The 14,636-nt window shown below is 69.2% G+C and carries 12 protein-coding genes; 10 read left to right on the top strand and 2 right to left on the bottom strand.

Annotated elements, in window-relative coordinates:
• Window positions 1-190: 190 nt before the first annotated feature.
• Window positions 191-1,126 (bottom strand): LysR family transcriptional regulator, encoded by a 936-nt coding sequence (locus SLINC_RS03785; RefSeq protein ID WP_067426623.1) that lies wholly within the window; start codon window positions 1,124-1,126, stop codon window positions 191-193.
• A gap of 123 nt (window positions 1,127-1,249) precedes the next feature.
• Here SLINC_RS03785 and SLINC_RS03790 point away from each other — a divergent pair, with 123 nt between their 5' ends.
• The 7 genes from SLINC_RS03790 (at window position 1,250) to SLINC_RS03820 (ending at window position 8,697) form a co-directional block, all read left to right on the top strand.
• Window positions 1,250-2,260, top strand: coding sequence for a fumarylacetoacetate hydrolase family protein (locus tag SLINC_RS03790; RefSeq protein ID WP_067426629.1), 1,011 nt, complete (start codon window positions 1,250-1,252; stop codon window positions 2,258-2,260).
• Complete coding sequence (locus SLINC_RS03795; RefSeq protein ID WP_067426633.1) at window positions 2,257-3,228, top strand: cyclase family protein; 972 nt, start codon at window positions 2,257-2,259, stop codon at window positions 3,226-3,228. Before SLINC_RS03790 ends, SLINC_RS03795 begins: the two co-directional genes overlap by 4 nt.
• A 113-nt stretch (window positions 3,229-3,341) precedes the next feature.
• Window positions 3,342-4,481: an FAD-dependent oxidoreductase gene (locus SLINC_RS03800; RefSeq protein ID WP_067426637.1), complete on the top strand. Its 1,140-nt coding sequence runs from the start codon at window positions 3,342-3,344 to the stop codon at window positions 4,479-4,481.
• On the top strand, window positions 4,478-5,506 hold the full coding sequence (locus SLINC_RS03805) for an amidohydrolase family protein (protein ID WP_225988230.1): 1,029 nt from the start codon (window positions 4,478-4,480) through the stop codon (window positions 5,504-5,506). The genes SLINC_RS03800 and SLINC_RS03805 overlap by 4 nt, the downstream gene beginning before the upstream one ends.
• A 24-nt stretch (window positions 5,507-5,530) precedes the next feature.
• The gene (locus tag SLINC_RS03810; protein ID WP_067426640.1) at window positions 5,531-6,469 is read left to right on the top strand and encodes a VOC family protein; all 939 of its coding nucleotides are present in this window, start codon (window positions 5,531-5,533) and stop codon (window positions 6,467-6,469) included.
• 93 nt (window positions 6,470-6,562) lie between these two features.
• Complete coding sequence (locus SLINC_RS03815; protein ID WP_067426643.1) at window positions 6,563-7,528, top strand: fumarylacetoacetate hydrolase family protein; 966 nt, start codon at window positions 6,563-6,565, stop codon at window positions 7,526-7,528.
• A 386-nt stretch (window positions 7,529-7,914) separates the two neighbouring features.
• Window positions 7,915-8,697, top strand: coding sequence for a CoA transferase subunit A (locus SLINC_RS03820; RefSeq protein WP_067426647.1), 783 nt, complete (start codon window positions 7,915-7,917; stop codon window positions 8,695-8,697).
• A 222-nt stretch (window positions 8,698-8,919) separates the two neighbouring features.
• On the opposite strand, the gene SLINC_RS03825 is transcribed toward SLINC_RS03820, so the two are convergent.
• Window positions 8,920-9,927 carry a LacI family DNA-binding transcriptional regulator gene (locus tag SLINC_RS03825; RefSeq protein ID WP_211292750.1) on the bottom strand — a complete coding sequence of 336 codons (1,008 nt, stop codon included), beginning with the start codon at window positions 9,925-9,927 and terminating at the stop codon, window positions 8,920-8,922.
• Window positions 9,928-10,282: 355 nt separating this feature from the next.
• On the opposite strand from SLINC_RS03825, the gene SLINC_RS03830 reads away from it, so the two are divergent.
• The 3 genes from SLINC_RS03830 to SLINC_RS03840 all read left to right on the top strand — a co-directional run bounded on the left by SLINC_RS03830 (window position 10,283) and on the right by SLINC_RS03840 (window position 14,542).
• Window positions 10,283-11,278, top strand: coding sequence for a LacI family DNA-binding transcriptional regulator (locus SLINC_RS03830; protein WP_159425321.1), 996 nt, complete (start codon window positions 10,283-10,285; stop codon window positions 11,276-11,278).
• Between the two features lie 155 nt (window positions 11,279-11,433).
• Window positions 11,434-11,790, top strand: a complete 357-nt coding sequence (locus SLINC_RS03835) for a hypothetical protein (RefSeq protein WP_067426659.1) — start codon at window positions 11,434-11,436, stop codon at window positions 11,788-11,790.
• A 478-nt stretch (window positions 11,791-12,268) separates the two neighbouring features.
• On the top strand, window positions 12,269-14,542 hold the full coding sequence (locus tag SLINC_RS03840; RefSeq protein ID WP_107406548.1) for a right-handed parallel beta-helix repeat-containing protein: 2,274 nt from the start codon (window positions 12,269-12,271) through the stop codon (window positions 14,540-14,542).
• The last annotated feature ends 94 nt before the right edge of the window (window positions 14,543-14,636 follow it).

Consider the following 14,636-nt stretch of genomic DNA (forward strand, 5'->3'; position numbering starts at 1 on the left):
CCCCCATCCCGGGGACGCGACCGATACACACACCTCGAGCAGGCGATCGTCGCCGCTGGTACGGGACCGGCCGGCCAGCCTTACCAGCCAGAGCAGCAGCGACTACTCAAACCGGCTCCACGCGGCGGCCGCCCCTTCGGCGTACGCCGCGGCCTGCGGTGTCTTTTGCCTGTGCGGTGTAGCCCCACCTTCATTTCGGCGGGCGGGAGAGCATGGGCCGGCCGGCCTCCATCGTCTCGGCGACCCGGGCCGTCGTCTCCCGCAGCCACATGTGCGCCGCGTCGTGCATGTGGACCGGATGCCACCACAAGGCCTGCTGGAGCGGCACGGCGGAGTAGGGCGGTTCCATGATGCGGACGGGTGCGAGTCCGTCCAGCTCGTCGGCGAGACGCCTCTGAAAGAGAGCTACCCGTCGGGTGCCTGCGACCAGGAGTGGCATCAGCTGGAAACTGTCGACGGAGACCGCCACACGCGGCTCGATGCCGAGCATGGCGATCTGGCGGGCGGCGGGGGCGTCGTAGGCTCGTTGGTACGTCACCCACGGCAGCCGGGCCAGGCCGTCGAGGGTGAGCTGCTCGCCGACCTCGGGATTGTCGTCCGCGACGAGGAAGACCCAACTGTCCTGGTAAAGCTCGACCGTGGGGAAGCCGCGAATGATGCCGTGGGGCAGCAGCAGCCCGTCCACGGTGCTGAGCAGCGAGCCGGTGCTGTCGATGAATTCGTTCGGCACCTGTTTGAACCTGAGCCGGATGCCTGGTGCCTCGGCCTGGATGGTGCGGGCGAGTTCGGCGCCGAATACGGCAACCGCGTAGTCCGAGGCGATCAGCGTGAACTCGTGTTCCTCGCGGGAGGGGTTGAATTCGGCCTGACTGGCGAAGACGCGTTCCAGCAGGTCGCATGCGGTGGTGGTCCGGTCGAGGAGGGCCTGCCCGAGGGCGGTCAGTTCGTACCCTCCGCCCACCCGGGCGAGCAGGTCGTCGTCGAAGTGGCGGCGCAGCCGGGCCAGGGCCGCGCTCATCGCGGGTTGACTGAGCCCGATGCGCCGGCCGGCCCTGGTGACGTTGCGCTCCTGCAGGAGGGCGCGCAGGGCAACGACGAGGTTGAGGTCCAGGCTGGCCAAGTTCACGAAGCATCCCAATTCCGGAGCCGGCACCATCGGTATTCGCCGGCTGGATTCTCATATACAGGAAATCGATTTCCCTGATTGCAATCTACTGGGCCAGGTTAGTGGCACCGCAATCGGGAGGACATCTCCGTGAAATCCGCAGCCACGTCGGCACTCTTCACCCCCTTCTCCGGACCGTTCGCCATCGGCACCCTTTCGGCGCCGGCCGAGACCAGGTTCCCGGGCCTCGTGACGCCGGACGGCCGAGCGCTCGATCTGCGCACGGCACTGGACGAACCCGCGCTGACCACGCTCGCGCTCCTGGAGCGCTGGGACGAGGAGCTGCCGCGTCTGCACACCCTCGCCGGGGACCCGACACGCGACTGGCGACCGCTGGCGGAGATGACGGTGCACGCGCCCGTCGAGCCCCGGCAGATCTTCCAGTCCGGCGCCAACTATCGCCAGCACGTGATCGACCTGGCGGTCGCACACCGCGCCCCGGACGCCCCGGGCACCGTCGAGGAGGCCCGCGCCGAGGTCGCGGCGGTCATGGACAAGCGGGCCGCCGAGGACCTCCCGTACGTCTTCATCGGCCTGCCGACCACGATCAGCGGTCCCTACGACGACGTGGTACTGCCCGCTTGGGCCGAGAAGCCCGACTGGGAGCTGGAGGTGGCCGCGGTGATCTCCCGACCCGCCTACCGGATCACCGTGGATGAGGCGCTGGAGTACGTCGCGGGCTACACCATCGCCAACGACCTGACCGACCGCGCGAGCGTCTTCCGCCGGGACATGCCCCCGATCGGCACCGACTGGCTGCGCAGCAAGAACGCCCCCGGCTTCACCCCGCTCGGCCCGTGGATCGTCCCGGCCGACTCCATCGCCGACCCCTCCGATCTACAGGTCACCCTGAAACTCAACGGCGAGACCATGCAGGACGAGTCCACCAAGGACATGATCTTCGGCATCGCGCGGTTGGTCTCGTACATCTCCCAGACCGCCCGACTGCTTCCCGGCGACCTGGTCCTCACCGGCAGCCCGGCGGGCAACGGCATCCACTGGGGCCGCCTGCTGCGCGACGGCGACGTGATGGACGGCTCGGTCACCGGGCTCGGTGCCCAGCGCACCCGTTGTGTCGCACAGAAGGCCCGATGAGCGCCAACCGTATCGACCGTACGGATCCCGAGGCGGCGATCGCCGAGGCCGCCAAGGCGTACTCGAACTGGGGCCGCTGGGGCGAGGACGACGTGCTCGGCACACTCAACTTCCTCGACGAGGCCAAGCGCCGCGAGGGCGCAGCGCTGATCCGCGACGGCGTCAGCTTCTCCTTGTCACAGGCCTTCGACATGGACGGCCCGCAGAAAGGCTGGCGGCGGCGTACGAACCCGGTGCACACGATGCTCGCCACCGGCACCGACGCCGCCCTGGGCGGCCAGGGCTTTCCGCACGGTTTCGGTGGCGCCGACGACGTGATCGCCATGCCCTTGCAGTGCTCCACCCAATGGGACGGGCTCGGGCACATCTTCGATCATGGCAAGGCGTGGAACGGCCGCCCGGCGGAGAAGGTCGTCACCTCCGAAGGCGACCTGGTCACCGGCATCGAGCACATGGCACCGCACGTCGCCGGACGGGGCGTCCTCCTCGACGTGGGCCTGGTCATCGGCCACGACGGCGAACTGCCCGACGGCTTCGCCATCACCGAGGAGCACCTGACCGCAACCGCCGAGGCGCACGGCGTGACCGTCGGCCGTGGCGACCTGGTCCTCGTGCGCACCGGGCGGCTGGCCCGCGCCCGTCACGAAGGCTGGGGCGACTACGCGGGCGGACCGGCGCCGGGGCTGAGCTTCAGTACGGCCGGCTGGCTGCACCGAAGCGAGATCGCCGGGATCGCCACCGACACCTGGGGCTTCGAGGTGCGGCCCAACGAGTTCGAGCACGCCTTCCAGCCGCTGCACCAGGTCGCCATCCCCCACATCGGCCTGCTCATCGGTGAGATGTGGGACCTCGACGCCCTCGCCGCACATTGCGCCGCCGATGGCCGGTACGAGTTCTGGCTCACCGCCGCGCCCCTGCCCATCACCGGCTCCGTCGGCTCACCGGTGAATCCCATCGCCGTCAAGTAACGCGCTGGACTGCCGGGCGGGCCGTGCCCGGGCGGCTACGCCATCCTCGCTCGCCCGCCCGCAACACCCCCCTTGCCGTTCGAAGTCGCGCGGCACCGTCTCAGGGAGAACCCATGAACGACCCCCGTCCCCGCACCGTCCTCGTCATAGGCGGCGGCGCGTCCGGCAACGCCGTGACCGTGCTGCTGCGACAGGCGGGCATCGCCGTGGAACTGATCGAGGCCAAACCCGACTGGAACGTGCTCGGCTCCGGCATCACCCTCCAGGGCAACGCGCTGCGCGTACTGCGCGAAGTCGGCGTATGGGACGAGGTCCGGGAGAGCGGTTACGCCGTCGACGCCGTCGGCATGGCCGCGCCCGACGGGACCGTGTTCCATGTCCAGCAGGACTTCCGCACCGGTGGGGACGACCTGCCCTCGATCTTCGGCATGCAGCGGCCCCGACTGCAGGAGATTCTGTGTGAGGCCGTTCGCGAGAGCGGCGCGGCGGTACGCCTCGGCACCACCGCCGAGGAACTGGTCCAGGACGCGTCCGGCGTCACCGCCCGGTTCAGCGACGGCACCGAGGGCCGCTACGACCTTGTCATCGCCGCCGACGGCGTCGGCTCCCGCACGCGCGCCATGATCGGCATCAGCGACAAGCCCGAACCGACCGGCATGGCCATCTGGCGCGTCCCCGCGCCCCGCCCCGAGAGCGTGAAGCGCAAGGACCTGTCCTACGGCGGACCGTGCTACATCGCCGGCTACTGCCCCACCAGCAAGAACACCATCTACGCCTACCTCGTCGAGGCCAACCGCGACCGCGCCTCCATCGACCCGGCCTCGTACGCGGACGAGATGCGGCGGCTGGCCGCGCCCTATGGGGGTGCGTGGCCGGAGATCGCCGCGAGCATCACCGACCCCGCCGAGGTCAACTACACCTGGTTCGAGCGACTGCTCGTCGAGGGCTCCTGGCACCGCGGCCGGGTCGTCCTGATCGGTGACGCGGCCCACGTCTGTCCTCCCACGCTCGCCCAGGGGGCGGCCATGTCGCTGGAGGACGCCTCCGTACTGGCCGAGATGCTGAGCGAGGAGCAGGACTGGAGTTCCCTCGACGCCCTGCTGACCGGCTTCTACGAACGCCGGATCGACCGTGTCCGCATGGTGGTCGAAGCATCCGTGCAACTCGGTCAGTGGCAGATGGACGGCGCCCGTGACGCCGACGCACCCGGTCTGATGGGCCGCACGATGTCTGTTCTTCAGGAGACCCCGTGAACCCCGTGAGTCCCCACAACAGCGCTCCCACGATCGACGTCCACGCGCACGTCCTGCTCCCACAGGTCGAGGACGCCGTCGCCGGACACCCCGGGCTGGCCGCGGCCCGCGAGCTCGACGCCCGCCGCAACGGCCCCGAGGCCATCGCCGTCAGCGGCCCGATGTTCCGGGACCGCTTCCCGAGGCTGACCGACGTCGAGGCCCGGCTCGCCGCGATGGACGCCTCCGGAGTCGACGTCCAGCTGGTCTCGCCGTCTCCGTCGCACTACCACTACTGGGCCGACGAGGACCTGGCCCGTACGGTGTGGGAACTGGCCAACGAGGGCACCGCCGCGCACGCCGCCCAGGCCCCGCAGCGCCTGCACGGCCTCGGCCTCGTCCCGCTCCAGCACCCGGACCTCGCCGTCGTAGCCCTCGACCACGCCCTCGGCCTGGGCCTGCGCGGTGTCGAGATCTCCAGCCACGCGCCGGGACGCGAACTGTCGGACGCCGCGTACGAACCGTTCTGGACACGGGCCGAGGAAACCGGCGCGATCCTCTTCCTGCACCCCTTCGGCTGCACGCTCGACGAGCGCCTCAACCGGTGGTACCTGTCCAACACCGTCGGCCAACCGACCGAGAACGCCGTCGCCCTGTCCCATCTGATCTTCTCCGGGGTCCTGGACAGGCACCCGGGGTTGCGCATCGTCGCCGCCCACGGCGGCGGCTATCTGCCCACCCATATCGGCCGCTCCGACCACGCCTGGCTCGCCCGCACCGACACCCGCGGCTGCGCGCACCCGCCCAGCAGCTACCTCAAGCAGCTGTACTTCGACTCCCTCGTCCACGACCCGGACGTCCTGCGCGAGCTGATCCGGGTGGCCGGCCCCGACCGGGTACTGCTCGGCTCCGACTTCCCCTTCGACATGGGCACCGACGACCCGCTCGGCGCGCTGCGCGACGTCACGGACCTGCCCGCCCCCCACTTCCACGCCGTACGCGGCGGCAACGCTGCAACGCTGCTCCGCCTTGTCGGAACCGTCTGAACCTCACAGAGGAGAACCCCCACCATGAGCACACGTCTGCTCACCCACCTGCGGCACGTCGACCTCGCCGTGCCGGACTACGACAAGCAGCTCGACTTCTACGCCGGCGTCTGGGGCCTGACCAAGGTCGCCGAGGACTCCGGCATCTCCTTCCTCGCCGCCGAGGGCTCCCCCGAGCAGTACATCGTCCGGCTCCGCAAGGCCGAGGAGAAGCGCCTCGACCTCATCTCCTACGGCGCGGCGAACCCCGCCGACGTGGACACGCTCGCCGAGCAACTCCTCGCGGGTGGAGTGCGGTTGATCTCCCAGCCGGGCAAGATCGACACCCCCGGCGGCGGCTACGGCTTCCGCTTCTTCGACATCGACGGCCGCACCATCGAGGTCTCGGCCGACGTCGAGGCACGCCGGCACCGTCGTATCGAGGAGAAGGAGTCCATCCCGGTCCGTCTCTCGCACGTCGTCCTGAACTCCCCCGACATCAACGCCACCCGCGCCTGGTACGAGCAGCACCTCGACTTCCGGCTGTCCGACACGATGACCTTGCCGCACATGGGCGACGTCATGCACTTCATGCGGATCAGCAACCAGCACCACTCCATGGCCATCGCCAGCGGTCCGCACGCCTCCCTGCAGCACCTCTCCTTCGAGATGCGCGGCATCGACGAGTACATGCGCGGCTCCGGCCGCGTGATGCGCTCCGGCGCCCGCAAGATCTGGGGCCCCGGGCGGCACATGGCGGGCGACAACACCTTCACGTACTTCCTCGACCCGCACGGCAACACCGTGGAGTACACCACCGAGCTCGAAAAGCTGGACGAGGACACCTGGCACCCGCACATCTACGACCTGACGAAGCCCGAGAACGCCGACCAGTGGGGCACGTCCAACCCGATGAACGAGATGGTCGCCAAGGAAATGCTCAACGACGTCGACCGCGGCGTCTTCGTCGCTCCGCCGGTCTGACCCCTTGACCCCGGGGGCTCGGCGCACTCCCCCGCCCTGCCATGCCGCCGCGCCCCCGGCCCGAGTCACCCCTCTCAGCTCCCTAGGAATGCCATGCGTTTCGCCACGTACGAACAGCACGGCCGCAGCCGTCTCGCCACCGTCGGGGACGACGCTGTCCTCTACCCCTGCCCCAATACGGGAACGCTTCTCGACCTGATCCAGGCCGGTCCCGAGGCGCTGCGCGAGGCGGGCAACGCAAGCCTGGACGTGCCACGCGGCCCGCATGTCTCACAGGTGCGCTTGTTGCCGCCGTTCCAACCGCCGTCCGTACGCGACTTCGTCACGTTCGAGGAGCACGTCGAGGGCGTACGACGCAGCATCGACGGAATGACGGGCGCCCCGGACGCCTGGTACGACGCGCCCACCTTCTACTTCACCAACCCCTACGCGGTCATCGGCGCTCACGACGACGTCCCCGTGCCGCCCGGCAGCCAGGCACTGGACTTCGAACTCGAAGTCGCCGCGGTCATCGGCCGCGAGGGCCGTGACCTCTCCCCCGAGCAGGCCCGCGACCACATCATCGGCTACACCATCTACAACGACTGGTCCGCCCGCGACCTCCAGTCACGCGAGATGCGGGTCAGCCTAGGTCCCTGCAAGGGCAAGGACACCGCCACCACCCTCGGCCCCTACCTCGTCACCGCGGACGAACTGGAGCCCTATCGCGACAGCGACGGATTCCTGCGCCTGGCGCTGACCGCCGAGATCAACGGTGAGGTCGTCGGCAAGGACCTGCTGTCCAACATGAGCTGGACCTTCGAGGAGATGACCGCCTACGCCTCGCGCGGCACCTGGGTACGCCCCGGCGACGTACTCGGCTCCGGCACCTGCGGCAACGGCGGCTGCCTCGCCGAACTCTGGGGCGTACGCGGCCGCCAGGACCCGCCGCCGCTCAAGCCCGGCGACACCGTCACCCTCACCGTCGAGGGCATCGGCAGCGTCTCCAACACCGTGGTACCCGGGACCGAACCGGTGGCCGTCCCTCGCGCCCGTACGCGCCCGCGAACGCGGCCGTGAACCGCGCGGCGGAGAGCAGGGCGGCCGACAAGGTCATCGTCACCAGGAGCGCGGCGGGGCACGGTCGAGGCACCGGCCCGGGCGGGAGCAACGGTGACAGCCACCGATGCGACACAGGCACCCCGCCAAGTGGGTCATCCCCGGAATGACCGATGCCAAGGGCCAGGCGCGGCTACGACCACCCTGCTCCACGCCATCGGCTGCCACGCCCGCTCCGCCGGGCCGGCCTCCCTGACGAGGTGCTCAACTCCGTTGTCCTCCTCGCCTTCGGCGAGGCCTCGTACATCACGGCGCCAGTCTCGTCGCCGTCGGCGACTGGTCGACGGTGCTGCCCGGCTCCCCCGTCTGCCCCCCCCCGGCCGACCTCCGGCTGAAAGGACCCGCACGTGAACAAGGTCAGCGCGAGCGCCGCCGAGGCGGTCGCCGACATCTGCGACGGGGCCTCACTCGCCGTTGGCGGCTTCGGCCTGTCCGGCATACCGGCCGCCCTCATCGACGCCCTGCACGCCCAGGGCACCACCGGCCTGAAGGTCGTCTCCAACAACTGCGGCGTAGACGGCCAAGGACTGGGCCTCCTGCTCGCCACCGGCCGCATCAGCCGCGTGACCGGCAGTTACGTCGGCGAGAACAAGGAGTTCGCCCGCCAGTACCTCAGCGGCGAGATGGAGGTCGAACTCGTACCGCAGGGCACCCTGGCCGAGCGGCTACGGGCCGGCGGGGCCGGCATCCCGGCCTTCTACACGCCGGCAGGCGTGGGCACGCAGGTAGCGGACGGCGGCCTGCCCTGGCGTTACGCGGCGGACGGCAGCATCGCCCTCGCTTCCCCCGCAAAGGAGAAGCGCTCCTTCGGCGGCCGCTCGCATGTCCTCGAACACGGCATCACCACGGACTACGCGCTCGTCCGCACCTGGCGCGGCGACACTCACGGCAACCTGGTCTTCAACAAGGCCGCCGCCAACTTCAACCCGCTGGCCGCCATGGCCGGCCGCATCACGATCGCCGAGGTCGAGGAACTCGTAGAACCCGGCGAGCTGCCCCCCGACGCGATCCATCTGCCCGGCGTCTTCGTCCAGCGGGTCCTCGCCCTCACGCCCGCGCAAGCCGCCGACAAACCGATCGAACGGCGTACCATTTCCGCGCCCGAGGCACGAGAGACGGTGCACGGCTGATGCCCTGGACCCGCGACCAGATGGCCGCCCGTGAGAAACCTCGTTCGGTTCAGAGCGCGCCTCCCGCCCGCGGTCCGCCCCGTTCCTGTGAGCGAGCTGGCAGCGAGTGTCCCCAGCATCGCGGTGACCGGCAAGGGCGTGCCCGGCGCCCATGACGGCCCGCCTCCCCGGCACAACATGGAGGAATGGCAAGCACCTGCGCCACCGAACGACTGGGCACGGTCATCGAGGGGGTGTGCTGTCCCGCAGAACGATGTTCGTGGCGACCGGTACGATCCGCGAGGCGTCATCGTCGGAGAGCGCGAGCTCCACCGCACGGAGCCCGACCTGCTGCAAAGGAACGTTCACGGACGTCAGCTCCGGGACGACGTCCACCGCTGGGCCGATGTCGTCGAACCCGGCGACGGCGATGTCCCGGCCAGGGACCAGCCCGGCGTCGCGGAACGCGGTCATCACACCGATCGCCATGACGTCACTGACCGCAAAGACGAGTTCCGTATCGTCCAGTCCCCGCTGGACGAGTTCCCTGGCCGCCGCACATCCCCCTCGGCGGCTGAACTCTGCTTCGACCACCAACCGCTCGTCGACGTCGATTCCGAACTCGCGCACGCCCTCCACGAAGCCGCTGCACCGGTCACGGGACGTCCTCAGGCCGTTCCTCGCCCGGACCACCGCGAACCGCCGGTAGCCGAGCCCTACCAGCGCGCGTGCAAGTTGCCGCGCTCCACCGTAGTTGTCGATGCTGATGGTGCGGAACGGCAGGTCGTGCTGGCTTATCAGGACCACGCTGCCGCCCGCTTCCCGGTAGGCGCGGAGCTCCTCGACAAGTGCGTCGCGGGTGCCGGTGCCGTCGACGCGGCTGCCGGTCATGATGATGACGCGGGGACGCATGCCACGCAGCGTCCCGACGATCTGGAGTTCCCGCTCCGGGGAGCGGTCCGCGACCGCCATGGTCACGATGAGTCCGGCGGCCTCGGCTGCCTGCGTCACCCCGGCCGCGATGGAGGAGAAGTACGGGTCGTCGACACCGCTGACGACCAGTGCGGCGATGTTCGTCGAACCCCGCGCGATCGCCTGGGCGGACAAGTGCGGCGCGTAGTCCAGTTCCGCGGCCGCGACGAGCACACGGTCGACGTTCTCCTGCCGGACATTGCGGACGCTGCCGTTGAGCACCCGCGACGCCGTCGCCTGTGAGACGCCCGCTGCCCGCGCCACATCATGCAGGGTCACCTGACGCTTCCCGGATACGGCCTCCCCGCGACGCCGTACAGGCGCTGCCGCCCCATCTTCCATGCCGCACATTGTGCACCGAGCCGCACAGCGCCTGGAAGTCGCGGAATCACTGCCGAGGGTCACTCCGTAGGCCGGTGCGCCTACTGTGCCGCACGTACCTGGCGGAACCCAACCGGGTCGACGCGACCACCTTCCAGCGGGCGACCGTGTCCCGAATCGGCACCGGCACTTTCGTCCTCACGTCGGCGGCCTGGTCAGGGATATCCTCGGGTAGCAGGGCGGCTCGTTTTCGTGATGCGGGAGGGACGGCACGATGCCCCATTCAGCGAGGCCGACCGTCACCCTGCGTGACGTGGCAGCGGCCGCCGGTGTATCAGTGTCGACCGCGTCGCGCGTGCTGGGCGGCAGCGATCGGACGGTCGCGAAGGAATACAGGCAGCGGGTCTTCTCCGCCGCGGCCGCGTTGCGCTACACCGCGGACGCCTCGGCCCGGGCGATGCGGCGCGCGAACGACTCGATCGCGGTCATCGGCGACGACCTCACCACCCCGTCGATGGGAATGGTCGCCGCGGCAATGGAACGCCGGGCCCGCGACGCCGGGGCGTTCGTGACCGTCTCGTCGACCCACGGCACCACTGAGAGGCAGCTCGAAACCGTCCGGCTGCAACGTGCTCTGAGGCCACGTGCGCTCATCCTGACATCGAGCCGCCTCGACACGAACGCCCTGGGCGGCCGCCTGCTCGACGAGTTGCTCGGCTACGAACGCGAGGGCGGCCGGGTGGTGATCGTCGGCGACACCGATATGCCGTTCGACTCCATCAGCTTCGACAATCACGGCCCTGCGAAGGAGCTGGGCGCCTATGTCGCCGGGGCGGGGCACAGGCACGTGACGATCCTCGCCGGCGCGCGCGGGCAGGGGAATGTCTCCGCCCGTACCGCAGGCTTCATGGCCGGGCTCCGCGACGGCGGCGTCGAGGCGCGGCACATCCGGATCTCACACTGTGCAGTGAGCCGCCAAGGGGGGTTCGACGCGGCGCAGCGTCTGATCGCCGAAGGGCTGGCGAAGCCTCACGCGGTCATCGCCGCCAACGACACCATCGCCATCGGCGCGATGTCCGCCTTCCGGGCTGCCGGGGTGGCGGTGCCGGACAACGTCTCGGTGACCGGTTTCGACGACATCGAGCTCGCGACCGACGTGACACCGCGGCTGACGACCGTGTCATTGCCGCTGGCGCAGGCAGGTGCCGAGGCGGTCCGTCTCGCGCTCGCGGATCGTACGGAAGCAGAGCATTTGAGGATGCGCGGGCAGATCGTGGTGCGCGACAGCACGGCGGTCAGCGTCGCCTGAACCGCCCCTGAGCCGATCGCTCCGGCCGACGCACACAGCGCCTTCGGACCGCCAGAACCTGACACGTCGCAGACGCTTCTGCGCGTTGGCCGACCGCTTGACGCCTTGGATCACGGACGGGCCCACGGTACGGAATACGATTTCCTACCGATGAAGTGCACCTTGAGAACCTGGACGTCACCGTGCCCCGGACGGTCGATCTCGGCATCTCCGGTGGCCCTACCCGGCGGCGCCACCCGCGCATGCTGCACACCCGCGACCTGACCGCCTCTCGCGGCATGGACAACACCCTCACCCTGGACCTCGGTCGCGTGTACACCGTGACCACCACCGGTCAGGGCGCCGGAACAACCACCACGCCCACCCGTAACCGGCTCTCCGCGCCGCGCTCGGACTCCTTCGCCGGCTACAGCACCGGACAGGAGGTGAAGTACTTCGCCTCGATGAACGGCGCCTTCCGGGCCGCCCCCTGCACCGGGGGCAAGAGGCCGGGATCCTCTAGATCCGCCTGACGTCCTGGCCCCACCGGGGCAACGGCTACGCGAGCAGCCAGTGCGCAGCGCCGTCCGAAACAGCCGAGCTGCCGCACGACCCGATGCCCGCACGATGCCGTCGACTTCCGGCAGGGCCCTCCACCAAGCCGTCCCGTTCTTCCGCTCGACACCTTGACGCACTCGATCGCCACTGGGCACACTGCGCGGAATACGTTTTCCCGACGCCTCCAGGGGCGGACATGAACTTTCTTGACGGTCGGCTTCGCATCCGGGAGGGCGCTGTGACACGGGAAGCACGACTCTTGGAGCCACCGCCGAGCTCAGCCCCCGACTGGGCATGTCCGGCCGGGCCCATGCCCACGTCGTCGCGCACCCCTGGGTGCGTCCACCGCACGGTCCCGAACTGCCCGAGCCCCGAGTCGTTACGCGACCTCTCGGCTGAGGGCGTCACGACAGGAACCGGCACCGCACCACCCCAGACGACAAGAAGAGGACCATGACCGTCACCCGAAGACTTGTGTCACGAGCAACAGCCGCCGCACTGTGCGCGCTGGCAGTCGTGCTCGCGTCGATCGTGCTCACCCCCGCGCAGCGGGCCTTCGCCGCGGGCATCACGTACTACGTGAGTGCGAGCGGCAGCGACAGCAACGCCGGAACCAGCACCAGCACGCCCTGGCGCTCGCTGAGCAAGGTGAACGCGAAGACGTTCCAGCCCGGCGACACCATCCGTTTCGAGGCCGGTGACAGCTGGACCGGTCAGCTGTGGCCGAAGGGGTCGGGCTCCGACGGCGCCCCGATCACCATCGACAGCTACGGGACGGGCGCCAAGCCGAAGATCGCCGGCCAGGGCACGGTCGGTGACGCGGTGCGGCTGAACAACCAGCAGTACTGGGAGATCCGCAACCTCGACGTGTCGAACGCGGTGCCCACAGGCACGACGGACGGTTCGAAGCTCGGTGACTTCCGTGGCATCGGCGTGCACGGTGACAACGGTCAGACCCTGCATCACTTCGTGATCGACTCGGTCGACGTGCACGACGTCACCGGAGAGGTCAAGTGGGTCGGCGGCAGCACCGCCGACAACAAGCCGGGCATCAGCTTCGCGCAGGGCTGGGACCGCTCGAAGAACACCGGCGGCATCGCCTTCCTCACCGGCGTCCAGGACATCACCGCTCCCGGCGCCCCCACGATGCTCGACGGCATCACCGTGCAGAACTCCACCATCAAGAACACCTCGTTCAACGGAATCGTCACGAAGCAGTACGCCGGTGACGCGCCCGGCGCCGTATACACCGGCTGGGGCAAGCGCGAGACGGCCAGCGACTCCAAGTGGAAGCCCTACACCAACGTCACGTTCCGGGGTAACTACATCACGCAGGCGAACACCCCCTTCGGCTGCAACGGCATCTATGTCACCGGCGTCAAGGGCGCACTCGTCGAAGGCAACGTGATCGACCGGGTCGGCGTCTCCGGTGTCGAGACCAACATGGCCGACAGCGTCACCGTCCAGCACAACGAGATCATGGGCACCCACCTCTCGTCGGGCGGCGCCGACCAGAATGCCCTGGACCCCGACATCGGCACCACCAACCAGCTGTTCCAGTACAACTACCTCCACGACAACGGCGACGGCATCCTGCTGTGCGCGTGCAACTCCGCGGTCAAGTTCGGCAGCGTGGTGATCCGCTACAACGTCATCACCGGCAGCAAGCGGTGGAACATCCACATGTCGCAACAGACCGGCTCGGTCGCACATGTCTACAACAACACCTTCGCCAACACCGATTCGCCGACCATGGTGACCGGCGGTGTCGGCGGCAAGGTCACGTTCACCAACAACCTGTTCGTCTCCGGACAGTCCGCACCCGAGTTCAGGCAACAGTCGACCATCATCTACAACAACAACGGGTACTCGTCCAACCTGACGACTCGGCCCTCGTCCGACGTGAACGCCGTGGTCGGCGCTCCGCAGTTCGTGAACGCCGCCGTCACGGGGCCCTACGGCGACGAGAACGGCACGAGGCTCGGCACTGCGGCGAACTTCGCGCTCCAGTCAGGATCGGTCTTCGCCGACGCCGGTGCCACGATCACCGGCAACGGCGGCCTCGACTACTCCGGGGCAACCGTGCCGATCGGGAACGGTCCGGAGATCGGTGCCCTCGAACGGGGCGCGCCCAGTATCGCGTTCACGGACACCTTCGACGGCCTGGCGACCGGCGCGCTCGCCAACGGGACCAACGGATGGCGGGTCATCTCGACCAACAACGACGTCTCCGTGGTGGGGACGCCGTCCACCACCGACAAGAGCGTCCGGCTGACCCGCACCGTCGAAGGCGGCGGCACCGACGGAACCAACCTCGCCCGGCTCTTCAGCACCCCGCTGCAGGGCGTGGTGACCATCGACGCGCAGGTGATGCGCAATGACGCGCAGGCCGGCTGGTTCGGGCTGCCATACCTGTACAACGCCAGCGGTGCCCCGGTTGTCAGCGTCGCGTTCGCGCGCGGCGAGATCCACGCGTACGAGGGAACCACAGACCGTGTGATCGGTACGTACACCACTGGCAAGTGGTACTCGGTCAAGCTCACCGTGGACACCGTGAACCAGCACTTCGACCTGGACATCGACGGCCGGCGCGTGCTGAACGACGCGGCGTTCCGCACATCGATGCCGGGGATCGCGAAGGTCGCGTGGTACTCGAACGGGGGCGAGCGCGGGGCCGTGCATGTGGACGACGTCTGCATCTCCCGCGGTACCGGATTCGACCAGTGACAGCCAGGTCCAACTGGTGGCGCGGTATTAGGGTAAGTGCGCCCGAGCCAGTAAGCGCTTCCGCCTTCCAGGGGGCCCAACTCAAGCTGACGCC

The organism is Streptomyces lincolnensis (assembly GCF_001685355.1).
In the GTDB taxonomy this organism is placed as follows: domain Bacteria; phylum Actinomycetota; class Actinomycetes; order Streptomycetales; family Streptomycetaceae; genus Streptomyces; species Streptomyces lincolnensis.

Bases quoted from the DNA above. Each gene is read 5' to 3' on its own strand.
- SLINC_RS03810 (WP_067426640.1), top strand. From the start codon at position 5,531: ATGAGCACACGTCTGCTCACCCACCTGCGGCACGTCGACCTCGCCGTG.
- SLINC_RS03795 (WP_067426633.1), top strand. From the start codon at position 2,257: ATGAGCGCCAACCGTATCGACCGTACGGATCCCGAGGCGGCGATCGCC.
- SLINC_RS03815 (WP_067426643.1), top strand. From the start codon at position 6,563: ATGCGTTTCGCCACGTACGAACAGCACGGCCGCAGCCGTCTCGCCACC.
- SLINC_RS03840 (WP_107406548.1), top strand. From the start codon at position 12,269: ATGACCGTCACCCGAAGACTTGTGTCACGAGCAACAGCCGCCGCACTG.
- SLINC_RS03800 (WP_067426637.1), top strand. From the start codon at position 3,342: ATGAACGACCCCCGTCCCCGCACCGTCCTCGTCATAGGCGGCGGCGCG.